Raw genomic sequence first — 24,204 nt, forward strand, 5'->3', positions numbered from 1 at the left:
AAAGAAAAAGGAAAACATCGAACTTTCTTACAAACATTCATGCATTCTTACAGTTTTGTCATTTTCTTGTCATTTTGTAAATAGGTTCATCGTCTTGCCTTTTGCTACTTTCAAGAACTCTTATATCTACAATTATGGAAACCCTAATTTCACATGAAAAAGAGAAGAACCTTGGTGAGTTCTTCTCTTTTTGTTTATTGAATTGTAATATAATTACAGTATGTGAAATTATATTATTTTAACTTTAAAACAAATGAACTTAATGCAGGAACTTTAATTTTATTGTCATGGACAACATAAAGTGGTTTACTTCCCGCCTGCTTGCCATCTACTAGTACTTTCCAAGGCCCTTTCGATGGAAGTGTTATTTCAACAGCTTCTCTATTTGCATTGTGAGCCACTGTAAAGTATTCATGTTTATTCCCCTCTATTATATAAGCTACAGTATTTTGGGGAGCATCAATAAATGATACGTGTGTTTTTATTTGCTCTGCAGATGTCATTTGAAAAGCTGAGTACTTTTTGCGTAATTCTATTAAACCCTTCATATAATCTACTTCATTATTAAACGTTGCACGGCGCAGCCAATCCATCTGGTTAATTGAGTCTGGAGATTTGTAACTATTATGATCACCGTATTTCGTCCGCATAAACTCTTGCCCTGCATGTAAAAATGGAATTCCTTGTGATGTTAATAAAATCGAAGAAGACAATTTGTGCATTTGTGTTCGCACTTCATCGCTGTCACCTGGATTAGTTAACTCAAGTTTATCCCATAATGTATGATTGTCATGTGCTTCCACATAAGTTAGCACCTGTTCCGGATCTTGATAGGTAGACGAATTTGTATCGTAGTCAATACCTGCCGTAATACCTTTTTTAATACGATCTTCCATATTTTCCTTTCCATTTATAAAACCATTTTCTTTTTCCTCAAATACACTACCTTTTAACCCATCACGTATATTATCGTTAAAATGAGCAATCCCTTTCATTTTCTCTGCATTTTTTTGATTTGCTTTCAGCTCAGCTGCAAGAGGTGTATTTAAATCCCATCCTTCTCCGTGTAGTATAATAGAAGGGTCAATTTGATTAACAGCTTTACGTATTTCATTCATCGTTTCATAATCATGAATACCCATTAAATCAAAACGGAATCCATCTAAATTGTATTCTTTTGCCCAATATGTGACGGAATCTATCATAAATTTCCTCATCATTTTTCTTTCTGAAGCAGTATCATTTCCTACTCCAGTTCCATTTGCAAATGTTCCATCTTCATTGTAACGATAATAATAACCTGGAACTAACTTATGGAAATTAGATTCAGCAGCGTTATACATATGGTTATATACTACATCCATCACCACTCGAAGATTATTATCATGTAGTGTTTGAACCATTTGCTTTAATTCAGTTATTCGCACAGTTGGCTCATAAGGATTTGTAGAATAGGAGCCTTCTGGAACGTTGAAATTTTTAGGATCATATCCCCAGTTATATTGCGGTTCATTTAAAGTCTCTTCATTTACAGAAGCATAATCAAATATCGGTAAAAGCTGAACGTGAGTAACACCGAGATCCTTTATATGATCAAGTCCTGTTTTTACACCTTCTGGCCCTTTTGTTCCTTTTTCTGTTACACCTAAATACTTCCCTTTCTGTTTAATACCACTTTCAGGTTGAATGGAAAGATCGCGTACATGTAACTCATAAATAATAGCATCTTCCGGATTTTTAAATTTTGGCTTTTTGTTTGCTTTCCATTTTTTCGGATTTGTTTCTTCTAAATTAACGACTGCACCTTTATCCCCATTTACAGAAGCAGCACGCACATATGGATCAACCGCTTCAGTCCACTTATCACCAATTTTGACCTTATACGTATAAAAGAGCCCTTTTTGGTTCCCCTTTAGTTCTGATGTCCAAGTTCCCTTTTCACCTTGTTGCATGTTTATTTCAGCACCTATTTTATCGCTCCATTTTTTATATGTAACTAACTTCGCTTCGCTTGCAGTAGGAGCCCATAAACGGAACTTTGTATGTTGCGGAGTATATGTATTTCCTAAATCGTTACCACCATAATAAAATAAATTATCAAATTCTTCGCTACGAATGACTTTACCAATTTCAGTATTCGTATCAGCTAAGTTTTCTATTTTAACTTTGTATGTTTGTTTTAAATCAATTTTCTGTTCCGTAATTATTTTGACCTTATTAGTAATATCGCCACTGTTTATATCATAAGGAGTAATATTCTTAATTTTAATGCCTTCAATTTCAATTTTCTTTTCCTTAATATTAAACGGGACATTAGTCGTTACAGTAATTTCATGGAAACCATCAATAGTTGCTTTTTGAATTGAGAGATCCGATGAAGGCTTAGAGTTATATACTTTTTCATCACCCGAAAGGATCCATACTTCAGCACGACCGTCCTTTATATTTTCAATCCAACGATCCCCACCATCTTTTTCCCATTCATTTGTTCGAACTATAAATCCTACACGATTATAGTCACCGTCTATTTTTATCTTAGCGTATTTTCCAAATTCATCTTCACCAGTAAATTGATAAGATGTACCATTTGCATTTTCTCCCCATAACCAAAGATTCCAGTCTTTTGTATTTCCAAGCTTTTCTTTGTAATGAATGATAATTTCAGTTGTTTTCGAATTTGAAACTGCCTTCACACTCTGAAAGGAGAAAACAGATGATAACATAACGATTAAAGTAAGTAATAAAACTGTTTTGTTAATTAATCTTTTTGTAATTTGCATCACATACACCCTTTCTTCAAATATTACTAACGATTTATTATGCTTACACTGAATAACACTGCTTAAATTAATCTAGAAATCTCTTTTACTTCACCTCCATATCGGCTATTTTCACGTATGTATTTCAATGACCTTTTAATACGAAAACGTTTGCATTAGTACTTAAAAAAATAGATTTGTTTATGCCTTCATATATTTGTAAATACTAAAAGATCAGGGAAAACATTTTAAAGCAATCGTTTGTTATCGCTTTCATTTTATAGACTTTCTATCAAGAGGTCAATATATTATTAATTTTCTGTTTTTATATATTTTAAACCTTATTTATTTGTCACAACTTCTTACAGATAAAGTGCCTCATTATTGCTTAGTCAGTTTATTTTCAACGATACATTGCCACGTAAAAAACAGCTAATATCCTTAAAATGACATTAGCTGTTTTTCATAATGTATTAATATATGAATGATAACTATATTTCTAAATTACTTAATTTTTGCTGCATCAAATGCTTTTTGAACTGCTTGAACTTCAGCTGTATTCGCACCATATTTATTAGTTGCCACTCGAATACATGCTGATCTCAATTCTTTGAAATTAGAAGTCATGTTTAACTCATCTGTATTTGCATAATAGAAAATATCAAACATTTTATCTTCACCAATTCCTTTAACAGTTACTCCGTTATGAGTTCCGCCTTTTGCAATCAGATACGCAACTTTATTAATAATACTTGAATTAAAATGAACACCGCCTTGATCCCATCCATTAAAATCGTTAAATTCACTGTAATCATCTGGATAAGGCACTCCAAGTGAAGATGGAACAGAAGCTGGGTTTTCCATATCACGGAAAACAGATCCCGTTTGTTCTCCCATTGTCCAGTTAAAGTTTCCATTATTTACGTATTTCTCAATAGATGTTCCCATAATATCAGATAGCGCCTCATTAATCGCACCGGATTCCCCGTAATATTCAAGATTAGATTCGCTAGAAGTAACAGCATGTGTAAATTCATGTCCAGCTACGTCATATGCTTTAACAATAGGATCGCCATATACAAGCATACTTCCATTATTAGCACTTAATGCATTCTGCCAATTTTTCGGATCATTCGTCTCTTCAGAATCCCAAGCGTGTACAACTGAAACTACCTTTTGTCCCTTATTATCAAAGCTATTACGCTTGTATTTATCTTTATAAAAATCAAATACTTTTGTTGCTAAGTAATGAGCACTTACTGCTTTTGGATCGTTAAATGTTGCCGAAGTACTTGTCGCTAATGTACCAGGATAATAGCTTTCTTCTTTAGTAATATCTCTGTAATTCACATCATATGTTTCAATGCCTTGCCCTCTTGTATAATCAGCAAGAGCATATTTGCCATTACTTTGTTTAGAGATACCAAATGAACGATTAATACCTAAATCATCTTTTCCTGTTCCGGTTAATGATGTAAGACTGCTTTGTTTACTTTTCTTTAAAGCTCCAACTAGTTTGTCACTGGCCTTTAAGTTAGATTCTTGTACCATATTTTTTAACATATCACCATTTTGTGCATTTACTAAATAAGTACCAGAAACATAGTTTGGTGTTGCAGCTTCGAAGGTAACTTGGTATGCATTGCTAGCTTGTCCATTATTTTCATCAACAAAAATAACCTCTTTAACTTCTGGCTCAGAAATAAACTTGATATCGTTCCCGTATTTCGTATAAATATATTGTTTTGCTTCATCTTTTGATAGATTAATAGGTTTTTTCAATTCTTCTTGTTTTAAATTTTGCGCGCTATCACCTGAAACACTTTTAATAACACCCTTATTATCTACGTGTGCAGTTAATTGATGTCCATATACTTCTTTTCCTTCGTATGTTTGCTGCATACGCACAAGTGTAGTTCCATCATACGAACCACGTTTTTGAAGGACTTTATAATCTACTCCTGCTTCTCCATTGACTTGTTTTTGGGACAGAGCTTGTTCTGTTTTCTCCTTAAGTGCATCCTTTACTACATTTTCTGGTGCCTTTTGTGACGGCTGTGTAAGTTCACCCGAACGGAACGATTCCTCCTGAATTTGAACTTGTAGTTGATCTGTTTCCTCTGCATGACCTACCCCATATGGTGCCACAGCTGTTAAAGCTAATCCTGTTGTTAATGCTACCTTAGTTAATGTCTTTTTGTTTTTCATTATTTCACCTCGTATAATTTTTGAAATAGAAAGCTTGTACAAAGTATACTGTCTATTAATGTCTAAAAAAAGAGAAAATACACAATTTATGTAACATTATGCAAAATTACATAAATTGTGGTCAATATTATAAATAATGAACGGAACACATATGTACATTAATTTGAATAAAAGAGAGTCCTTATAGGTGCTCACCCAATTGGTTAGTTATTAATTATCTATATTCATTGTAATAAAAGTATACTTACCTCTAAATAACAACATAAAAACCCACTCTTTACTATTGTAAGAGTGGGTTTAATGTTATTAAAATAACAATTACTATAAGAAATTTTATAATTTATATTCTTTTAGTAATCCTACTAAGTTTTTTGTAAAATTCACCTTTTGTCTTTACATGATTAAACTGATTTGGATTAATATTTGCTTTTTGTGAGAGTAATATAATCTCTTCTTTTGAAATTGAGTCTTTCGTATTTATAGATGCTATATTTGTGTATTTTCCGTCTTCTGTTTTTGGAATTTCTAAAATCCCTTTATTCACAAGATCAACTACCGCCTTATGCTCTGAAGAATGTAAATCTACACCAGTAATTTTCCAATTATGCATAACTTTTGGTGTGTATACACCGTTCTTTACCTCTTTTAAATATGTAATAGCAAGGTTACGAATGGTTCCGCCTGTTTCTCCAAATGCATTCTCTTGTTTAGATGACCAAATTTGTTCAAACTTACGCCCCTCTAAAGCTCCACCTTTTGCCTGAAGAGCCTCCATTCTATATGCATTCATTCCCAACGTCATAACATCGCTCATTTTGATTGGTTTGTTTGTACGAATAGAGCGTAAATTTGTAATTCTGCTTCCATATGGTTTTGTTAAGTCAATTTCGTATTTTACGCCTCCAAAGAAATCGTTCGTACTGTATTTAGATGCACGGCGGGTTTTATCAAAGCTAACGGTTACATCTCCGGCACGAGATGAGTTAAAATATCCTGCTGCCCATTCCATATAGTCTTTTAAATCTTTTCCAGAAATCTTATATACTGTAATTTCTCCCAAGGCATATTGGTAATTGTACGCAATATCTTTTTTCTTAATAGGGCCTGTATCTAAACGGGCATAATCATTATCAATTTGATGGGCTACTACATCTGCTTTACTGTAGTAGAGCATAACTTCATGAAAGAAATCTGATAAAGGTGTTTCTTGAATCTGAACACTTGGAATACCCTTTATTTCATTTTCAGGAACAAGATTTCTACCCTTTAATTGAGCGACTACAACATTTGCATCTCCTCTCGCATATTCGTGAAAAGGTGTTAATGTTTCTTCAAGTGTAGGATCGGATAATATCGTTGTCCCATCAGCATTTTTTACAGGTATAGCGGTAGCAGTTTTATTTTTTAAAGCCAACTTCCCATCTTGCTTTGTAAAAGTAAGGTCAATACGTGAAATATGTGTTCCATATTTATCTGGTTCTGTAATAATTACGCCATTTACAACTTCTTTTTTTACAAGTTTATGCATATGAGCCGCAAAAATAGCACTTAGTTCCGGACAAGCATTTGCAATATCTTGAACACCAGTACCAGGGATACCATTCTCATTTTCTAGTCCCATATGCATAACTCCTACCATTACATCTACTTTACCTTCTAATTCCTTAATTGCCTTTTTCGTCTCTTCTACCGGATTTTTCACCACTAAACCATTTAAGTGATCTGTCCCTTTTTCAAAATCACTAATCATTGGTGTATTCATACCAATAATCCCAACTTTAATTCCACCTTTTTCTACAATTGTATATGCAGGAAGAAAGCGCTCTCCATTTTCCTTATAAATATTTCCTGCTAACGTTTTTCCCTTATATTGCTCACTAACTTTTTTCAATGTATCTAATCCAAAGTTGAATTCATGATTTCCAAATGCCCAGGCATCATATCCCATTGTATTCATCGCTACCATCATTGGCGATTGTGGCTTATCGTTGAATAATTCTACTGAGTTTCCTTGAATTGTATCCCCGGCATCTACTAATATGGTATTTGGATTTTCTTGACGGACCTTCTTTATAACCGTATAAAGCTGCGTCAAACTTCCACTCATATTTGCTCCATCAAGCGCATAATCCCAAGGCATAAATCTACCATGAATATCTGCAGTACCTAACAATGTAATATTAACTTCAGATTCCTCAGCCTTAGAGATAGATGGTTTGACTATTACTGCCGTTCCAAGCAGTAATAAAATTACAAAGTAACATACATAGTTCTTCCATTTCATTTTTTGCATAATAATAATATTTCTCCCCTTTTTGTACTTTCATAAAGTTGCTTGAACTTTAAAAATGTAACTTATTATTCAGGAAACTTCAACTACAAAAGATAATTTTGAAGGTGGTTCTGTTGCAAAAATAAAGAGAATAAATTGCATACATCCCCTAACAGAATTGTATTTTATCGTTTTCTGACAGAATACTCCTTCCTTAAGCGTGTGAAGTGTACTTTCAAAAAAATAACCCCGCTCTTCATTTAAGACGGGGTTACACTTATACAGAAAATCGGATAGTTTCATATTTTCTTAAGCTTATTGGTCACTTTCAACTAATTTCATTCTATTTTTGTTTTCTTCTGAATCAATATGAATCAACCGTTTCCCCTGTTTATAATACGTATCAATAAATAGGGAATAATTTTTACTTTTCAATTTCACAAAGCAATTTTATCTCTTTTATTTGTGAAATATGACGCTGTTCATGTAAATAGATCAATTCTATCCACTGATCAAGGGATAATTCTCCAAGAGCTGGATGCATCACTGATTTTTTCGCTAATATAGACTCATCTTCTATTGTACTCAGGAAACGCATCAATTCTTTTCTTGATTCGTTTAGCATATTGAGCATTTGCTCCACTTCAAATGGTTCTATACTTGGTTCAATCATTTCTGGAGCTATAAACTTTTTCGTTCTATCTAATAAAATAGTGTGAATTTCTTTACGCTCATTTTGGGTACTATCTAACTTTTTTAACCCTGAGGAAATAACTGTTATCACTCTCTCATCTAATAAAACTAAATGATGACAAACTTGTGCAATACTCCATTTATCCTTATCTGGTTTCCTATTAAATTGAACATCACTCAACAAAGTAATTTCCTCAAATAATTGATCTCTCGTTTCATAAAACTTGTCATTTACAAATGTATCCATGTGGATTCTCCTTTCATTGCAACCTACATACTTAAATTTCTACGCTAGAGATATTATCTTCAAAAAAAGTTTTTCTTTCACTACTATTCCAATTTTATTTTAAAGCCACAAATGAACTTATTTGTTTTTTTATATCTTTTTAATTGGCACAAATAAATCAACCTTTAACTTTCCGTCTAGATCTTCAGCAACATTATTTAAGCAAAACTCTAAATTATCTCTATCATAATCTGCATCATACTCACTATTTGGTAGCCACTCTACATACATGTATTGATACGCTTCACTTAATTTATGAGGTTCATCATAGAACTGGTATAGACCATATGTACCTCCATCTAATTTTTTAAATTGCACATCATGATACTTTTCTTTATCGAAGTTTTCAGGAATCGTAACACATGCATCATGCCGGCACTTATGACTTGCAACAAGTTCAGGATTATCCAATGATATTCCGATAAATGATTGCTCTGGTGGATACAGTTTATTTTCAATTGACCAATTCAGTAACTTTCCCCAGTGATCTTGCGGTTCAAAGTAGCTACCAGTTCGTCTTATATACGCTACTTCTAATGGTGGTAATTTTTTTATAACAACTTTCATTTATATCTTCTCCCCTATAAATATGTACACTGTTTAATTAGCTTTCTTTAACATTTATTCCTTCTTAAATAAAAAGAATTCTCTAATCATATAAAGTGAAACTTTAATCAGCGATGGTTTTGTTCATCCCCACTGATTATTAGTTGAACCAATCGGGCTACCAGTTAATGCGGGATAAACTTTAATTGATAACATGTATAACAATCTTGAATAATAATGTCCTATCAATTTATCATTAAATAAATGTAAAAAATGACCCTATTTATTCATTTTTAATGCGTATGTATGTACATTTGTTAATTTATTCGATATATTATGGGTATTGAATGATTACGTGAAGTGTATAGGTCGCTTATATAACACCTTATATTTTTATATCCGTGAAAACTACAAAGTGTATGAAAATCCATTTGTCAAATGAATTTAGTGCGGAAGGAGGTTTGTGGTTACTTCATAGGGTATAATAATCAGTTTTTTACTGATAAAAATATAGGAGGCGACATAATGTTTCGTACGATTTCAAATTTCATGAGAGTAGCTGAGATAAGAAGGAAAATCCTTTTTACACTAGCGATGTTAATCGTTTTTCGAATTGGCACGTTTATTCCAGTTCCTCATACTAACGCAGAGGTATTAAAAGTACAAGATCAAGCTAACGTTCTAGGTATGTTAAACGTATTTGGCGGAGGAGCATTGCAACACTTCTCAATCTTTGCTGTAGGTATTACACCATATATTACAGCTTCCATCATAGTACAGTTACTACAAATGGATGTTATACCTAAATTTTCGGAATGGGCAAAGCAAGGAGAAATGGGCCGTAAGAAATCAGCTCAATTCACTCGATACTTTACAATCATTCTCGCATTCATACAGGCCATCGGAATGTCTTATGGCTTTAATAATATAGCAGGTGGACAATTAATAACAGATCAAAGCTGGACTACATACTTATTTATTGCGACAGTTTTAACTGCAGGTACTGCATTTTTACTTTGGTTAGGCGAACAAATTACCGCTAACGGAGTTGGTAATGGTATTTCGATGATTATCTTCGCAGGTCTCGTTGCCGCGATTCCAAATGTTGCAAATCAAATTTATTTACAACAATTCCAAAATGCTGGCGATCAGCTATTTATGCACATAATAAAAATTGTTTTAATTGGACTCGTAATTTTAGCGATAGTTGTTGGTGTTATTTACATTCAACAAGCTGTACGTAAAATACCGATCCAATATGCAAAAGCTGTTTCAGGAAACAATCAATATCAAGGAGCAAAAAACACTCATTTACCGCTTAAAGTAAATAGTGCTGGTGTTATACCAGTTATCTTTGCTTCTGCATTTTTAATGACGCCGCGTACAATTGCGCAGCTCTTCCCTGATTCAAGCGTATCAAAATGGTTAGTTGCAAATCTTGATTTCGCACATCCAATTGGAATGACACTTTATGTCGGTCTTATCGTTGCTTTCACATACTTCTACGCATTTATTCAAGTAAATCCTGAACAAATGGCTGAGAATTTGAAAAAGCAAAATGGATATGTTCCTGGTATTCGTCCTGGTAAAGCAACTGAACAATATGTAACTAAAATTTTATACCGTTTAACATTTATCGGTGCAATTTTCTTAGGTGCTATTTCTATATTACCGCTCGTATTCACGAAAATTGCTACGTTACCACCTTCTGCTCAAATTGGTGGTACAAGCTTACTTATCATTGTCGGTGTAGCACTAGAAACTATGAAGACGTTAGAAAGCCAGCTTGTAAAACGTCATTATAAAGGCTTTATTAAAAAAGTGAATTAATTATCAAAAACACAGTTGGTTATTTTTCCAACTGTGTTTTTGATTTTATCAGTCCTGTAATATACAGGGCTGTTGCTTTATTAAACTACATCTCCTTCTCTAATAACCGCCCTTTTTTGAAATAAGTCCGTAGCGTTGAACGATTGGCCAAAAATACACCAATCAATATAAGACAAGCCCCCATTCCCATTGTAGGATTTAAAGGCTCTCCTAAAATGATATATCCCACAATTATTGCAATTAATGGTGATACATATAACCACGTCGATGGAAATACTGGGTTTGTTTTTGATAAGAGCCAGTAATATAATCCGTGTCCACCGATCGATCCGATAAATATGAGATATAAAATAGGCCATTGTACACTCCATGAAGTTAATACAGTTACATTTGGTTGTTCTACAATAATAGATGCGATTAGTAGTAAAATCCCTCCATAAAACATTTGAATTCCGTTAATAAGAAATGGTGATACATTTGATAAATCTGAAAGTATTTCTTTTGAACGAATAGAGCCTATTCCGTAAAATAGCTCCCCTATAACTAAAACAATACAAGCAATACTCCATATGAAACTTACTTGTTGATGCATTCCTGGTAAAGAAACAAATATAACACCTATTAGTGCAATAACTAAAGCAACGAGTTGTTCCTTTTGTAATTTCTCCCTATTCCTCTTTGCTTGTATTAATAAAATCATCATTGGTCCCGTAGCAGAAAGAACAGCAGCTAATCCCGAAGAAATATATTGTTCTGACCAATATAAACTTGCGAATGTCATAAATGTTAAACAAAATCCAGCATACATAATACGTTTTGAAAATATATGTGGCATAATTTCTTTTCGCTTTAATTTAAAAATAATCATAAGGATTATACCCGCTAAAAAGAAACGAATTCCTGCTGAAAACAACGGTGGCGCTCCTGCTTCAATTCCAATTTTAATCGTTAAAAATGTTGTCCCGAAAATAATACATACTAAAATGTAATTAAAAATGACCATTTTACTTCCTCCTTTTTACTCTTAAAATGAGTATAGAGGCTATGGTGTATAACAGTGTATCGGTACATATAACAGTTACTTCAAGTTGTAGTTGATTCCCTATATATTTTTCGCTTTAATTAAATTAAAAAGAAAAATAGGTGAACCTATGAAGATTGTATTGCGTAAAGAATCAAACATACCGTATTACAAGCAAATATATATGCAAATTGTTGAAAGAGTACAAAGTGGTATGCTTTCACATGGTGAATCCCTTCCTTCTTTACGTTGTATGGCCACAGATTTACAAATCAATGTATTAACTGTTCGTAAAGCTTATAAACAGTTAGAAACGAAAGGGTATATACGCATCGAACAAGGAAAAGGTGCTTACATATATAAACGTGTAAAGAAAGATTTCAAACCGATACCGTATAAATGGCAACAATCAAGATCTATTAATGTTATGCGTTCTCAATATGCAATGAATAAACACCGTAAATATTATGATTTTTCACAAGCAATTCTGTATCCCCGTCTGTTACCAAATCCATTTTTGGCAGACGAAATGCATAAATTGCTGGATAAAAATCCGATGTTGTTAGCAACTTATGGGCCAGTTCAAGGCGATTATGAATTGCGAGTTGAAATAGCAAATTACTTAAATGAACACCAGAAATTAGTGACGGACCCATCTCAATTATTAATTACAAGCGGAGCACAACAAGGAATTGATTTAATTGCTCAAACATTATTAAAACCTGGAGATACTGTATTAGTAGAAAGTCCGTGTTACAGTGCCGCGCTTGATGTTTTCATCAATAAAGGTGTTCAAATCATTCCTGTTTCTCTTGATAATCATGGAGTTCGCTCCGACTTAATTGATGATATTTGTCAAAGTAAAAATCCCGTTTTATTGTATACGAATCCGACCTTCCAAAACCCGACAGGTACAGTAATGAGTAAAGAACGAAGAATGGAACTTATAGAACTAGCGGGGCTATATCAATTTTTTATCATTGAAGATGATTCTTTCGGAGAAATATATTTTGAAGATGCTATAATCCCGCCCCCAATCAAAAGTTTTGATAAGGATGGCCACGTAATATATATAAAAGGATTTAGTAAAACGTTAGCACCAGGACTGCGTATCGCGGCGCTTATTGCCGATGGTCCTATTTTTGAATGGCTATATGCAGTAAAAGGTTCAATGGATATCGGTAGTCCTTTATTAACACAAAAGGCACTTCTACCGTTTTTACGTGCAGAACGTATGAAAAACCATTTAGAAAAATTACGTACAGCTTTACAAATGAGACGTGATTTAACAATTGATATATTATCGCCATTAAAAGAACTACACTTTGAAATACCAAATGGAGGTTTTAATTTATGGGTGACACTACCTGATTCGATAGATCCCTTTACCTTATTACAAAAAGCAAATGAAGTAGATGTCTCTTTTTTACCAGGAACAGCTTGTCTATTAAACTACGAAACAAATGATAACCAATTAAGAATTAGCTATTCAATGTTAAACGAGAAAGATATGGAAATTGGATTAGAGAAATTACATGATACAATACGAAAAAGTATTTGTTAGAAGCAATATCACATTAGCCAACAATAAATAATGCCCGCAAATGAAAATGTATAGTATGGGATATTATCTATTGTTGAGCTTTTTCGTTATTCAAATCTAGTTACTCTATAAGCTGTAATCTTTATTATCATTCCACTTTAACTACAATCTTTCCTCTAACATGTTGTCCTTCACTCAAAATATGAGCTTCTCGAACTCCTGCTTCATTAAATGGCACCACTTTACTTATGATTGGTTTGATTTTTCCGTTTACAATTAAAGCTGATAATTCTTCTAATTGTTTTCCATTTGGTTTTAGCCATAAAAATCCTGATTTTATTCCTTCTACTTTTTGTAGTGGTTCATGAACAATGGAAACTAGAACACCACCAGGTTTAATAATTCGAAAACTTTTTTCTTGCACTTCGCCACCTATTGTATCTAACACAATATCAAAATCTGATACTAGTTCTTCAAATTTATCTTTTTTATAATCAATAACGAGATCCGCTCCTAAAGACTGTAAAAATTCTTTATTTTTACTACTAGCAGTCGTGGCAACAAAAGCTCCAAATGATTTTGCGATTTGGATTGCCAAACTTCCAACGCCACCAGCTCCAGCATGAATGAATACACGGTCATTCTCTTTTATTTTTGCGTAATCTACAAGACTTTGCCACGCTGTAAGTCCTGCAAGAGGAATAGAAGCTGCTTCTTCGTAACTAATATTATTAGGCATATGTGATACTAAATCTAATTGTACTGCAATGAATTCAGCATAAGAGCCGCTTCCTATATTTTCAGGTTTCGTAAACACTTTATCTCCTATATTGAAACACTCTACATCTTCTCCAACTTCTTCAATAACTCCAGCTACATCTAATCCTAAAGTGATTGGAAATGAAAAGCGTAACTGTTCTTGTAAGTCACCTTTTCTTATTTTCCAATCAACTGGATTAACAGATGTTGCATAAATACGTATTAATACCTCATTATTCTTAACAACCGGTTTTAAAACTTGTCTTTCTTTTAATTCTTCAACACTGCCATATCGATCAATAACGATTGCTTTCATTTCCTCTCCTCCTTGCTGTTTATTTTAATAACATACAATTATTTCTCAAAATTTTTTGCCTTGAATTACCATATACTTATTTTTGGGGGTAATTATGCAAAAAGCATTATAAAGTGAAACTTTAATCATTCCTCACCAATCGGGCTCTTACTGCCCGGCAAATAGCGGGATGAATTTCAAAAAGAATCTTACACACATCTTAGAATTATTCAAAACTGTATTATTAATTAAATTCAAAAGAAATGGGGCTAACGTTATGAGTGAAAAGATATTTAAAATAAACGGTATTGATATATGTACAGAAAGCTTCGGTAACTCTAATGATCCCGCTATTTTATTAATTATGGGAGCTACTTGTTCAATGATATATTGGGATGAAGAATTTTGTGAACAGTTGGCGAACACAGGAAAATTTGTTATTCGCTTTGATAATCGCGATGTTGGACGCTCTGTTACATATGAACCTGGCACTTCAAATTATTCAGTAACAGATATGGCTGAAGATGCAATCGGAGTATTAGACGCTTATCATATTGATAAAGCCCATCTTTTTGGTATGTCATTAGGTGGTATGATTGCTCAAATTGCCGCTGTAAAACATCCCGAAAGAATTTTGACGCTAACTTTACTAGCGACTAGTGTAATAGGATCTGATAATAATACTCGCGATTTACCCCCAATGGATGAAAGGATTTTAACACATCATGTAAAGAGCGCAAGTATAGATTGGACAAATAAAAATGATGTGGCAGAATATTTAGTTTCAGGATCTCGTCTATTATGTGGATCAGAACGAATATTTGATGAAAATAGAGTTTATACACAAGTAAAACAAGAAATAGAACGCGCAAACAATTTATTAAGTATGTTTAATCACGCTTTACTTCAAGGTGATGATGCATATGAAGGTGTACTTCACTCCATACAAGCACCAACATTGGTTATTCACGGAACAGACGATACAGCACTCCCATTTGAACATGGCCTCGCACTAATTGATGAAATTCCAAACTCAGTACTATTAACTCTTAAAGGGGCAGGCCATGAAAACCATCCAGATGACTGGGAAAGCATAATTAACGCTGTTTCTAAATATACATCTAAAATTTAGATAAATAACTAATGGAAGGGGGCACAAATTGTGCCCCCTTCTATTTACAAACAAAAACCCATCACTGTATTCGTATGTATAGTGATGGGGACTTTTTATATTTTTCTATGTTTAAAAAAATGGACAATCTAATTGATCAACAGATTCCCATAATTTTTTTTTTGCATTTTCGGTGGATGTATTTGTGTCTAGTGTCATGTTTTTAAAAGGGTTTACTTCGACTTTTAATAAGGATGAAGGCTCCACATATAATGAGAAAACATGGCTGCTTGGTAAAGCTTTTGAAACGTCAATATCTCCAACTTGTTTAAATAGTTGCTGCGCAGCAAAAAAGAAGAAATTAGTTGGATTTGATTGTTTATTCAGCCACGCAAGCATTTCAGGTGATACCGATTTATGAATATTGATTTTTACTCGATCACCACGTTTATATCGCCTAGATCGCATACTTCCACCAACTAACTTATCGTTAAGTTTGTAAATCCTAACTCTTTTTGCTTATGCTCTCTATATTTTGGCGAACAAGTATAAACTAATAATCCTCGTGCATTTGTAAATAACGGATTATCTACAAAGATTACATTTTTGAGTCGTCCTTTTTGCTTTAAAATCATTTTTAAACTATTTTTAATAATTACTGCACCCCCGCCATAAATAAACACGTATGGATCGTCTTTCATATCATCAATTTTATTTATAATATCTGTTGCAACACGTGCTGCTAAACCTAATAGCGCTGGCTGTGATTCCTCAACTAATAAGGTATTTCTCGGATGCTTATCATTTAAATAAATTTGATTGAATTCTGTAATACTATCAATCGTTTTAGTTGGATACTTCCGGTTCCATCTCGTAATGATTTGTAGTAACGTCTCTTTTACACCATAAGATAAACCTTTACTTAGTTGCGGACGGAAATTCACCCCTAATGAAACGACTTCTTCTGTCGTCCCTGCACCAATATCAAAAGAGAGTAGAGTTTTATCTACAAAATCAATTTCAGAAACTTGATTTTGCTCACATTCTATTTTATGTTTCACAACATTTCCTTCTTCATCGTATACAATGCCCCACGTACCAGAAGCGCCCTCAGGCAGGCATTTACAATACTCAATTGAAACATTAATTGTCACATCGCGTCCGTTCGGATAATGGAAAATAACCTTATGATTTCCCATATAACGTTTTGCATTTTCAGCAGCTATTTCTTGTGTAATAAGCTGCATAGGAAGAGCGACAGATAAATCATAACGAATATTAATATGGCTAGAAGTTGGACTTTGACGCATAGCGCTTACCGCCAAACCTGATAGTATTGTAATAACCATTAACTCATCCGTTGACTTATTCGATTTCTTCTCTACCTCAGTACCTTTTAATTGATCTTGAATAACTTTTTCTCCAACGATGTATCGTACATTATTTAGCATTAACGATGGCGAACTTATAGTCACATCAATGTGGTTTTCTAATTCAGATAATGAAACATCTACCTCATCTAAGAGTCCTGTAGGCTCACCTATATATAAAGAATAAATACTCGGAATAAAAATAGGGTCTTGCCCTTTCACCATTAACTTCAAACCGTTGTTTCCTGCATCTGCACCAGCTTTTAAAAGTATAGACATAACTACCCCCTAAATTAATCTGACATCCCTTCCAAATATATGCGAGCCCATTCTTTTACATTCAAATGTATTGTAATTTTTTATTTATCATAAAAACAAAATATTGCATACTTACATATTGTGTGTAAAAAGTATTTGACATGACGCTTTTCCAATTTTATACTTATATTTGTAAAGGGTTTTTTACAATCGAGGGGGCAATTATTTATTGAATACTAAAAAAACTATTTTTATAATCATTGTTTTAGCATTAATTGCAATACTAGTACATGGCACATATAAATACATAACTGAAGGTTCTATTTTAGGTGGTACGATTTTTGCTATTTCGTTAATACTTAGTAATTTAATTAATCACATTACTTGGGGAGATCCCCACGGTGTGTCAGAAGAAAGTCAAGATGAGATGGGACAACAAATTACATATAAAAGCTTTAAAATTGCGTATTTTGTGCTTGTAGTTGTAATGTTCCTTTTATTAATCTTCTCCGAAGGATTTTCTATGGGGGCTAATTTAGATGGAGTAAAAAACCTCCCCCTGTTCATCGCAATTTGCTCTTCATTCTTTATTTATCCTATTGTCGAACTCATCTTTTTATATTTACATACTCTCTACAATTGCTTTTAATTTATTCACAGTCCGCCAATTCCTAACTGTAGCTGGTGTATGTAACTTCTGAAACTGGTTCATTAATTTAGAATTTCGAATGCTATTTTTGAAAAATAAATAAACGACCTTCTCATCTATATAGCAATCTTCAAGTTCACTTTTAAATGTAAGCAATTGACTACTCTCTTCTTCAGAAAGTACATTAGCTAAAAAAGCAATATGAACACTTTCTCCTTCTAACAATGAATGAACTTCATATGGACATTGTTTAATAATATTTATAAATTCATCATGTGTTCTTAGCATGACTGGAACATCGAAATCAAATTCTTTTTTTATTTCAGATTGTATTTGGTCCTTTAGAAAGTTTATACCTTCCTCAGATTCGAACACAATATTACCACTTTGTATATATGTTTTCACTTGTTTTAACCCTATTGATTCAAACACTCGTTTTAAATCAGCCATTTTGATTACTTTATGGCCACCGACATTGATTCCTCTTAGTAATGCAATATAAAATGTCATATTATCCCCCCCACAGTAAAATGAACTTATCAATTGAATCGGTTTTCCCACTCATATTTCTCGGATATTTGTTTTAATTCTTCTAACATATCATGAATAGATAATACCTCAAATAAAATAATAGATTCACTTGAAAAATGGTGATGATAATGATTTGGTTTATAATCTTTTAAATCATTTTTATAACTCCAAAATTGCTTGTCTAATTCAGCAATAAGTTTGAAATGTTCCTCATCAATTTCATTACAACGGTTTCTCAATATAGCAATTATAGAATGAATTGTTCGTTGTAATATTTCTCTTTCACTTTGTGACCAGTCACAAGTCTCAATTGATACCCGAGCTAAATTATCTATATGGTAAATGATTTGCTGTAATATATGAAGTTGCTTCTGCATCGTTAAAAAGCTTCTCATTTCCTTCTTTGTATGTTGATGATATTTCCAATCTTTCTGCTCATATTGAACAAATTGTATCGCCTTATGCAATAATAAAGTCAATTTAGATAAATCCTGAGCAGTCTCCTTTTTCACACCTTTTCCTGCAACTAATGCAGTAATCCATTCTTCCATAATATTTGCTGTTTTAGCAAATAGATCCTCTGTACATCCAAAAATCATTTTCGTGTAGTGGGGTGGAAAAATGAAAAAATTCACTAAAGTAGATACTATAATACCAGTAGATGTAGTAGCTAAACGAATTAAAAATGCAGTAAAATAATGATTTGCCGTAATTGGAATCATTGCTACGGCAGTTAAAGTTGCAACTAAAGTTCCCGCATGTAACCTTAGTTTTTGACATGTAACGATCGTAAACATTGCAGCTAATGCATAAGAAATTGCTTGGTGGCCTAGGAAAAATGTGAAAGTCATGGCATATGCCGATCCAATTGTTGAGGCCGGAAAGCGAATAAGTCCTTTTTTTATTGAGTCTGTTGCAGTTGGTTCAATTGTAACAATTGCTGTTATTACAGCAAAAATAGTTGGGATGTTAAAAAAATCACAAACTAACACTGTAAGAAAAACTGCAATCCCAGTTTTAATCACTCTTCGTCCAACGATATTCCATTTTCTATCTTGATTCATTTTTTATATCCTTCATTCCTGTTTCATTTTATATACATATATTATATATTGTTAAAATAAAAAAACCTACTACTTGAATATTCAAGAGTAAGTTTTCTATCTCATTATTTCATTATAGGTAAATGCATTATTATTTGTTGGCCAATTGGTCCCATTCTTCTAAAACCTTTATCTTGGAAACCAACTTTTGCATATAAATTTTGTGCAGGAATATTTCTTTCATTCACAGCAAGTACAACTTCATTTTTTATTGGAAAATAACGTTTTACAAACTCTTCTAATAATAACAATGACTTTTTAGCGAATCCTTTTCTTTGTCTATTGTGATTAATAGAAAATGACGTTAAAAGTAAAGCATCCTCATTATCTGTGAACTCCTTTACTCTATCTCCCGTTTCCAATGCGAAAAGACCCACCGGTACCCCATTGTGATCTAAAATAACAATCACATTTTTTGTATAATCACTTTTTGCTTTCTCCAGTAATGCGCTTGGATCTGATGTAAACTGAACTTGTTCACTTGGTAAAGTAAATGTTTGTATAACTTCTTTATATTTCTCCTTATACGGAGCTAATTGAATTTCCCCTGTGTGTATGTTCATGCTAAACTCTCCCATTTTTTAGCTTATTAACTTATACCTTGCTGTGCTTTTGAATGCACTCTTCCATCTAAAAAGGTAATTTCAACAAATGAATTTGGATCGTTCCCTTTCCAAGCAAAAATTTGTTTAATTTGTGTAGAATGCTCTACCCCTTCTTCTATAAGTAAATCTCCTTCAAAACCAATTAAATCTTTCACTTCTGTATAAGTCATTCCTTCATTTATACTCGAGAAATGATTTATATTGATAGACTCTTTCTGTTGCCTTTCCATCACAGTAGAAGAAGTTGCTGTTTGGTTTTTCACTTCTTTTCTCTGTTCACACGCTGTCATACTGAAACCTAAGCATAAACTAAACAATATACATGCGCTTTTTTTCATCATAACAGTTGTCCCTCCCATGATAATTAAACCATATATTCCCTTAAAAATAAACTGAATATTTAATATTATATTTAAAAACCTCGTACAATTAAGTACGAGGCTAATTTCATTTATTCAAATGATTATTTGATTGATCATCCTGTTCTTTTCTTAACTCTTGTTCTTCATCTTTTGGTAATTGTTTATCATTATCTTTAATTGGATTCGTTTCTCTATTTTCTATCATATCATTTGGAACTTGTGGCATTACTCGGCCCACAATAGCGGCTAATTCATCTAGTATACCTTCACCTGTTTTTCCTTTTTTAATTTGCTTTCCGATTTGTTTGAGGCGTTCATACGTATCAACATCTGCTACAACGACTGCATTAGCACCGTCAGGGTCATTTTTTAAACTTTCTGCAACAGAGTATTTAATTGATTCAACTCGAGTTCGATCAAGTTTTGCTTTTACATCAATACCTACAATAGCATATTTTCCAACAACGACCGCTGTTGCATCATTCACACCTGGCACACTTGCTGCTAAAGATGCTAAATGATCTGCTGCTTTTTCATTTGGCTTATTTGATTTATTCGTATAATTAACATTTTTCATTGAAACATTTTTTTGTTCCGGCTTTTCGTTTGGATTGTCTTTTTTTCCAATACTGCATCCAGTTATAACGAAGCAAAGCATCAATATATATATTAGAGTTTTCATTATTTTCACCACTTCACTATTAAGGTTTAATCATAAATTTTTTCAACAGCTTGCATTTTCTTTACCTTTTCCTCGGCCCCGCTATTAGCATTAATGAATATTTGGTACGTATCTTTTCCTAAAGTGCCTACAAATTCATAGCAAAGCACTTCATTATGCAAATCATTGACTACTAAAGCTTTACGTTCTTCCATGACTTTTACATCCGGATTGATTTTCTTTCTTGCTTCTGCTGCAGTTAGCTTTGCCGATGGAACTGTTCGCTTTTGATGTGACGCTAAGTATTCTTTTGCGGAGAACCCAACGATAGAACCATCATCTAAAGCAATTTTCATTTGGATTGCTTCTGGATAAATTCGTACTCCATTTTCATTTACTACATACGTAAATACACCAACATTATCATATTGAGAGCTATCATAAAGCTCCATATTATTAAACTTATGGTCCTTTAAAAATTTCAAACCTTTACTACCTGCATCGTTTAAACTAACTTTCTGTTCTTTAATTTCGCGGTTATTCATAACCCAAATTGGATATCCGCCTTTTCCGGTAATATCCATATAGAACTCATTGTTCGTTGCTTCATCTTTAATTTTCACACTATAGAAGGATTCTTTCGCACCTTTTCCGCTTTTCTCAACATCTACTTTTTCATTTCCTTTTAAATTCAAAAACGATTTGGCAATTTTCGCCGCTTCATCTTTAGAAATTGCCTTTCCTTCCGCTTCAAATCCACCTTTTTTATTTTTTTGCGCACTTGTAAAGGTCGGTCCGAAGTTTGTAGAAGAATATGATGTTACGTTTTTCTCTACAGTTTTCAATCCATCAATAATTGTGTTATCTGCTGGATCGCGATTTGATGCAAGTGCCATTTCTACATCCATCCAGCGTAAATTATTTTTCAAAACAAGATGTTGTACTTTTCTTAGTTCATCTTGTATATTTCCTGCATTTGAATATAAAGTTTGTAGCGTTTTATATTCTTGCTCATTTAACGGCTCTTTTTCTAAATCACGAATGGCTGCACGGTAACTGAAATCACCGATATTCGCTAAAAATTCTTCCGTTTTATTAAATGGCATTAATGTTAAAGGTAGTTGTCCTACATCTGAGCGAGCTTCAGATGTTAAACGCCATACATCCGCTAATGCAGGTGATAAAGATGATCGTGAATTCATCGCAAGTGTTGTGCCAATTTTATCGTGTAATAAATCGACTTCGTATGCTAAATCATGGAATGCACGTTGATAGCTATTTTCCGCTCGAATTAAAACCGCATTTTTCTCTTGGTGCTCTTTATAGCCCCAATAGCCTGTTCCTACTACACCGACTGTTAACAATACAATGATAATACCTCGTAACATTGTCCCACCTCCGCTCTATTTACAGAAAATATGTTTACCGATTTTTTTAATTTGTGGACGAGTCCAAATCCATTTACTAGTCGCAGTATCTGGATTGAAATAATATAAAGCATTTCCTGTTGGATCCCATCCGTTAATCGCATCTAAAACTGCTTTTTTTGCTGTTTCATTTGGTGTTAAATATATTTGTCCATCGGCTACCGCTGTAAATGCTCTAGGTTCAAAGATTACACCTGAAACAGTATTTGGGAATGACGCACTTGTAACACGGTTCAAAATAACAGCAGCTACTGCAACTTGTCCTAAATACGGTTCACCACGTGATTCTCCGTATACTGCGTTTGCCATCAGCTGAATATCATTTTGAGAATAACCGTTCGGAACATTTGTCCCTTTATTTTGAGGTGGTTTATTCTCTTGTGCAGTGCCACCACTATTTCCTTTATTCGTTGTCGTTCCTTTATTAGCAGTTGATTTGTCATACTTCGTTGCCTTCACGAGCATTTGCTTCGTTTTAGCTCCAGCTAAACCATCAACGGGTAATCCAAATTTCTCTTGAAAATTCCGAAGTGCCCAATATGTACCCCATCCGAAAACACCATCTACTTTTCCCGTATAAAATCCGTTATATTTTAAACGAGATTGCAGTTCAATGACATCTTCGCCCGATGCTCCTCTTTGAATGACTTGATTAGAAAATGCTTCTACATTCTTTAGTTGTATACTACTGATCATTAAAGACAGTCCTATGAACGCAAGTAAAACCGCTATTTTAAACATAACTTTTTGGCGCATAATTTTCCCTCCTTAATTATGTAAATGATTTCTTGGTTATGTTTTGTAAAAGCCTCGCTTTTATGTAAAGAAGACAAAAAAATCCAAACTAATATCGTAGAAAGAAAATGTAAACAATATAAAAAAAGGATAAAAGGAGTTCATCATGAAGAATTTGTTAAAGCGTGTCGCACTCGTCCTTCTGTTCCTAACAACATGTTCAAATGTATATACAAGCTCATCAATTGTTCATGCGCAGCCGCCGTATGCAAAATGGGGTAAGCTTGCTGTAGAGAAAACGAAAGAAAAGTACCCAAAAGCAGAGATTATTGATTACCTTCATATAGGTAGAAAACCAAAAACCGTTCAAATAACAGTTGAAAAATTCAAATTGTGGCTACGTGAAGACGGAAAAGAATATGGTGTTTTTGTTGATGTGGAATTTGAAACGAAGACGGAGAAATTTATTAAAATGTCGTTTCAGAAGACGAGTAGATAAAATGAAAGAAACCCGGCTATTTAGATTCATAACAGCCGGGTTTCTTTCATTTCTAAAATTCTTTTCTAAAATATCGATTCCCTAAAAATCTTACCAATATACAAATAGTGCCAATTACAACTGCTATCCCTATACTGTATAAAAGTACTCTACCATATCCACCTATTCTCGGATCTAAAAATGGATAAGGATACCAATTCACGATTGGACCACGAATTAAGCTATATACAACGTAAAAAAACGGGAATAAGAGCCAACTTGAAGCTTGTTTCCAAGTGATTTTCTTATTTGGTGGATTTAATATCCAATCTAAAAGCATAGCAATTGGCATGATATAATGTAACACCGTATTTACCCATGGTATTGCCGTTTGAAGTGATTCTTCTAACCCTCTTAATAATAAAAAATAAATGAGTCCAGTCGTAAGTATGTATACCGTTGCTGCACCACGAAGTATACCAAACTGTTCTGATCGACCAAATGTAGCTGTTCCGATACTACTTAAAAGGAGAATACATGCAACTAAAATGTTACTTTCGATCGTGAAGAAACTAAAAAAGTTAACTGGATTGAACGGTTTCACTTGTGCCCGTATTATAAATTGCGTAATGATTGCACTAAATGCTAGAAGGCTTAAACATAGTCTAAATAAAGATAAAATTTTTTCATCCTTCATACATT

General features: G+C 33.3%; 22 protein-coding genes. 5 read left to right on the plus strand and 17 right to left on the minus strand.

The genetic code is table 11. The annotated features are described in order from the left end of the window. Nucleotides 1-233 precede the first annotated feature (233 nt). The 5 genes from pulA to ACTL4X_RS13500 form a co-directional block, all read right to left on the minus strand. Nucleotides 234-2,780, minus strand: a complete 2,547-nt coding sequence (pulA, locus tag ACTL4X_RS13480; RefSeq protein ID WP_441395066.1) for a type I pullulanase — start codon at nucleotides 2,778-2,780, stop codon at nucleotides 234-236. Nucleotides 2,781-3,263: 483 nt separating this feature from the next. Then, nucleotides 3,264-4,967 carry a M4 family metallopeptidase gene (locus tag ACTL4X_RS13485; RefSeq protein ID WP_000791447.1) on the minus strand — a complete coding sequence of 568 codons (1,704 nt, stop codon included), beginning with the start codon at nucleotides 4,965-4,967 and terminating at the stop codon, nucleotides 3,264-3,266. A gap of 340 nt (nucleotides 4,968-5,307) precedes the next feature. Beyond that, on the minus strand, nucleotides 5,308-7,260 hold the full coding sequence (locus ACTL4X_RS13490) for a bifunctional metallophosphatase/5'-nucleotidase (protein ID WP_001171090.1): 1,953 nt from the start codon (nucleotides 7,258-7,260) through the stop codon (nucleotides 5,308-5,310). A 403-nt stretch (nucleotides 7,261-7,663) separates the two neighbouring features. Continuing rightward, complete coding sequence (locus tag ACTL4X_RS13495; protein WP_000379368.1) at nucleotides 7,664-8,179, minus strand: DinB family protein; 516 nt, start codon at nucleotides 8,177-8,179, stop codon at nucleotides 7,664-7,666. Between the two features lie 129 nt (nucleotides 8,180-8,308). Next, entirely contained in the window at nucleotides 8,309-8,785 is a 477-nt protein-coding gene (locus ACTL4X_RS13500; RefSeq protein ID WP_000869612.1) for an AraC family transcriptional regulator, read from the minus strand. Nucleotides 8,786-9,289: 504 nt separating this feature from the next. Here ACTL4X_RS13500 and secY point away from each other — a divergent pair. Beyond that, a complete protein-coding gene (gene secY, locus ACTL4X_RS13505) occupies nucleotides 9,290-10,594 on the plus strand; it encodes a preprotein translocase subunit SecY (protein ID WP_000490135.1) in 1,305 nt (434 codons plus the stop codon). A gap of 85 nt (nucleotides 10,595-10,679) precedes the next feature. On the opposite strand, the gene ACTL4X_RS13510 is transcribed toward secY, so the two are convergent. After that, complete coding sequence (locus ACTL4X_RS13510) at nucleotides 10,680-11,597, minus strand: DMT family transporter (RefSeq protein ID WP_000234337.1); 918 nt, start codon at nucleotides 11,595-11,597, stop codon at nucleotides 10,680-10,682. A gap of 148 nt (nucleotides 11,598-11,745) precedes the next feature. Here ACTL4X_RS13510 and pdxR point away from each other — a divergent pair, with 148 nt between their 5' ends. Beyond that, nucleotides 11,746-13,179, plus strand: coding sequence for a MocR-like pyridoxine biosynthesis transcription factor PdxR (gene pdxR, locus ACTL4X_RS13515; RefSeq protein WP_000706780.1), 1,434 nt, complete (start codon nucleotides 11,746-11,748; stop codon nucleotides 13,177-13,179). A 127-nt stretch (nucleotides 13,180-13,306) separates the two neighbouring features. Here pdxR and ACTL4X_RS13520 read toward each other — a convergent pair whose 3' ends face one another. After that, a complete protein-coding gene (locus ACTL4X_RS13520; protein ID WP_000644580.1) occupies nucleotides 13,307-14,233 on the minus strand; it encodes an NADP-dependent oxidoreductase in 927 nt (308 codons plus the stop codon). A gap of 256 nt (nucleotides 14,234-14,489) precedes the next feature. On the opposite strand from ACTL4X_RS13520, the gene ACTL4X_RS13525 reads away from it, so the two are divergent. Beyond that, on the plus strand, nucleotides 14,490-15,344 hold the full coding sequence (locus ACTL4X_RS13525) for an alpha/beta fold hydrolase (RefSeq protein WP_059303756.1): 855 nt from the start codon (nucleotides 14,490-14,492) through the stop codon (nucleotides 15,342-15,344). 111 nt (nucleotides 15,345-15,455) lie between these two features. Here ACTL4X_RS13525 and ACTL4X_RS13530 read toward each other — a convergent pair whose 3' ends face one another. Together ACTL4X_RS13530 and ACTL4X_RS13535 are read right to left on the minus strand one after the other, a co-directional pair. Continuing rightward, entirely contained in the window at nucleotides 15,456-15,791 is a 336-nt protein-coding gene (locus ACTL4X_RS13530; RefSeq protein WP_001257760.1) for a hypothetical protein, read from the minus strand. A gap of 11 nt (nucleotides 15,792-15,802) precedes the next feature. After that, a complete protein-coding gene (locus tag ACTL4X_RS13535; protein WP_000025622.1) occupies nucleotides 15,803-16,972 on the minus strand; it encodes a ParM/StbA family protein in 1,170 nt (389 codons plus the stop codon). 208 nt (nucleotides 16,973-17,180) lie between these two features. On the opposite strand from ACTL4X_RS13535, the gene ACTL4X_RS13540 reads away from it, so the two are divergent. Further along, nucleotides 17,181-17,600 (plus strand): hypothetical protein, encoded by a 420-nt coding sequence (locus ACTL4X_RS13540; RefSeq protein ID WP_322371308.1) that lies wholly within the window; start codon nucleotides 17,181-17,183, stop codon nucleotides 17,598-17,600. Here the strand turns inward: ACTL4X_RS13540 and ACTL4X_RS13545 are convergent. The 7 genes from ACTL4X_RS13545 to sleB form a co-directional block, all read right to left on the minus strand. Then, nucleotides 17,574-18,110, minus strand: a complete 537-nt coding sequence (locus ACTL4X_RS13545) for a DUF1697 domain-containing protein (RefSeq protein ID WP_000145145.1) — start codon at nucleotides 18,108-18,110, stop codon at nucleotides 17,574-17,576. The genes ACTL4X_RS13540 and ACTL4X_RS13545 overlap by 27 nt on opposite strands. Before the next feature lie 29 nt (nucleotides 18,111-18,139). Next, nucleotides 18,140-19,195, minus strand: coding sequence for an aromatic acid exporter family protein (locus tag ACTL4X_RS13550; RefSeq protein ID WP_075677116.1), 1,056 nt, complete (start codon nucleotides 19,193-19,195; stop codon nucleotides 18,140-18,142). A 104-nt stretch (nucleotides 19,196-19,299) separates the two neighbouring features. Further along, on the minus strand, nucleotides 19,300-19,812 hold the full coding sequence (locus ACTL4X_RS13555) for a GNAT family N-acetyltransferase (protein WP_002025890.1): 513 nt from the start codon (nucleotides 19,810-19,812) through the stop codon (nucleotides 19,300-19,302). Between the two features lie 11 nt (nucleotides 19,813-19,823). Then, nucleotides 19,824-20,180: a hypothetical protein gene (locus tag ACTL4X_RS13560; RefSeq protein WP_000976446.1), complete on the minus strand. Its 357-nt coding sequence runs from the start codon at nucleotides 20,178-20,180 to the stop codon at nucleotides 19,824-19,826. A gap of 106 nt (nucleotides 20,181-20,286) precedes the next feature. Continuing rightward, entirely contained in the window at nucleotides 20,287-20,883 is a 597-nt protein-coding gene (locus ACTL4X_RS13565; protein ID WP_000854053.1) for a YhcN/YlaJ family sporulation lipoprotein, read from the minus strand. 26 nt (nucleotides 20,884-20,909) lie between these two features. Continuing rightward, nucleotides 20,910-22,250, minus strand: coding sequence for a germination protein YpeB (gene ypeB / locus ACTL4X_RS13570; protein ID WP_000943727.1), 1,341 nt, complete (start codon nucleotides 22,248-22,250; stop codon nucleotides 20,910-20,912). A 15-nt stretch (nucleotides 22,251-22,265) separates the two neighbouring features. Beyond that, a complete protein-coding gene (gene sleB, locus ACTL4X_RS13575; protein ID WP_001249306.1) occupies nucleotides 22,266-23,045 on the minus strand; it encodes a spore cortex-lytic enzyme in 780 nt (259 codons plus the stop codon). 145 nt (nucleotides 23,046-23,190) lie between these two features. Between sleB and ACTL4X_RS13580 the strand changes: the two genes are divergently transcribed. After that, nucleotides 23,191-23,523: a YqzG/YhdC family protein gene (locus ACTL4X_RS13580; RefSeq protein ID WP_000793376.1), complete on the plus strand. Its 333-nt coding sequence runs from the start codon at nucleotides 23,191-23,193 to the stop codon at nucleotides 23,521-23,523. A gap of 52 nt (nucleotides 23,524-23,575) precedes the next feature. On the opposite strand, the gene ACTL4X_RS13585 is transcribed toward ACTL4X_RS13580, so the two are convergent. Continuing rightward, a complete protein-coding gene (locus ACTL4X_RS13585; RefSeq protein WP_000650955.1) occupies nucleotides 23,576-24,199 on the minus strand; it encodes a Pr6Pr family membrane protein in 624 nt (207 codons plus the stop codon). Nucleotides 24,200-24,204 lie beyond the last annotated feature (5 nt).

It is taken from the genome of Bacillus sp. RE35 (assembly GCF_052146655.1).
In the GTDB taxonomy this organism is placed as follows: Bacteria; Bacillota; Bacilli; order Bacillales; family Bacillaceae_G; genus Bacillus_A; species Bacillus_A cereus.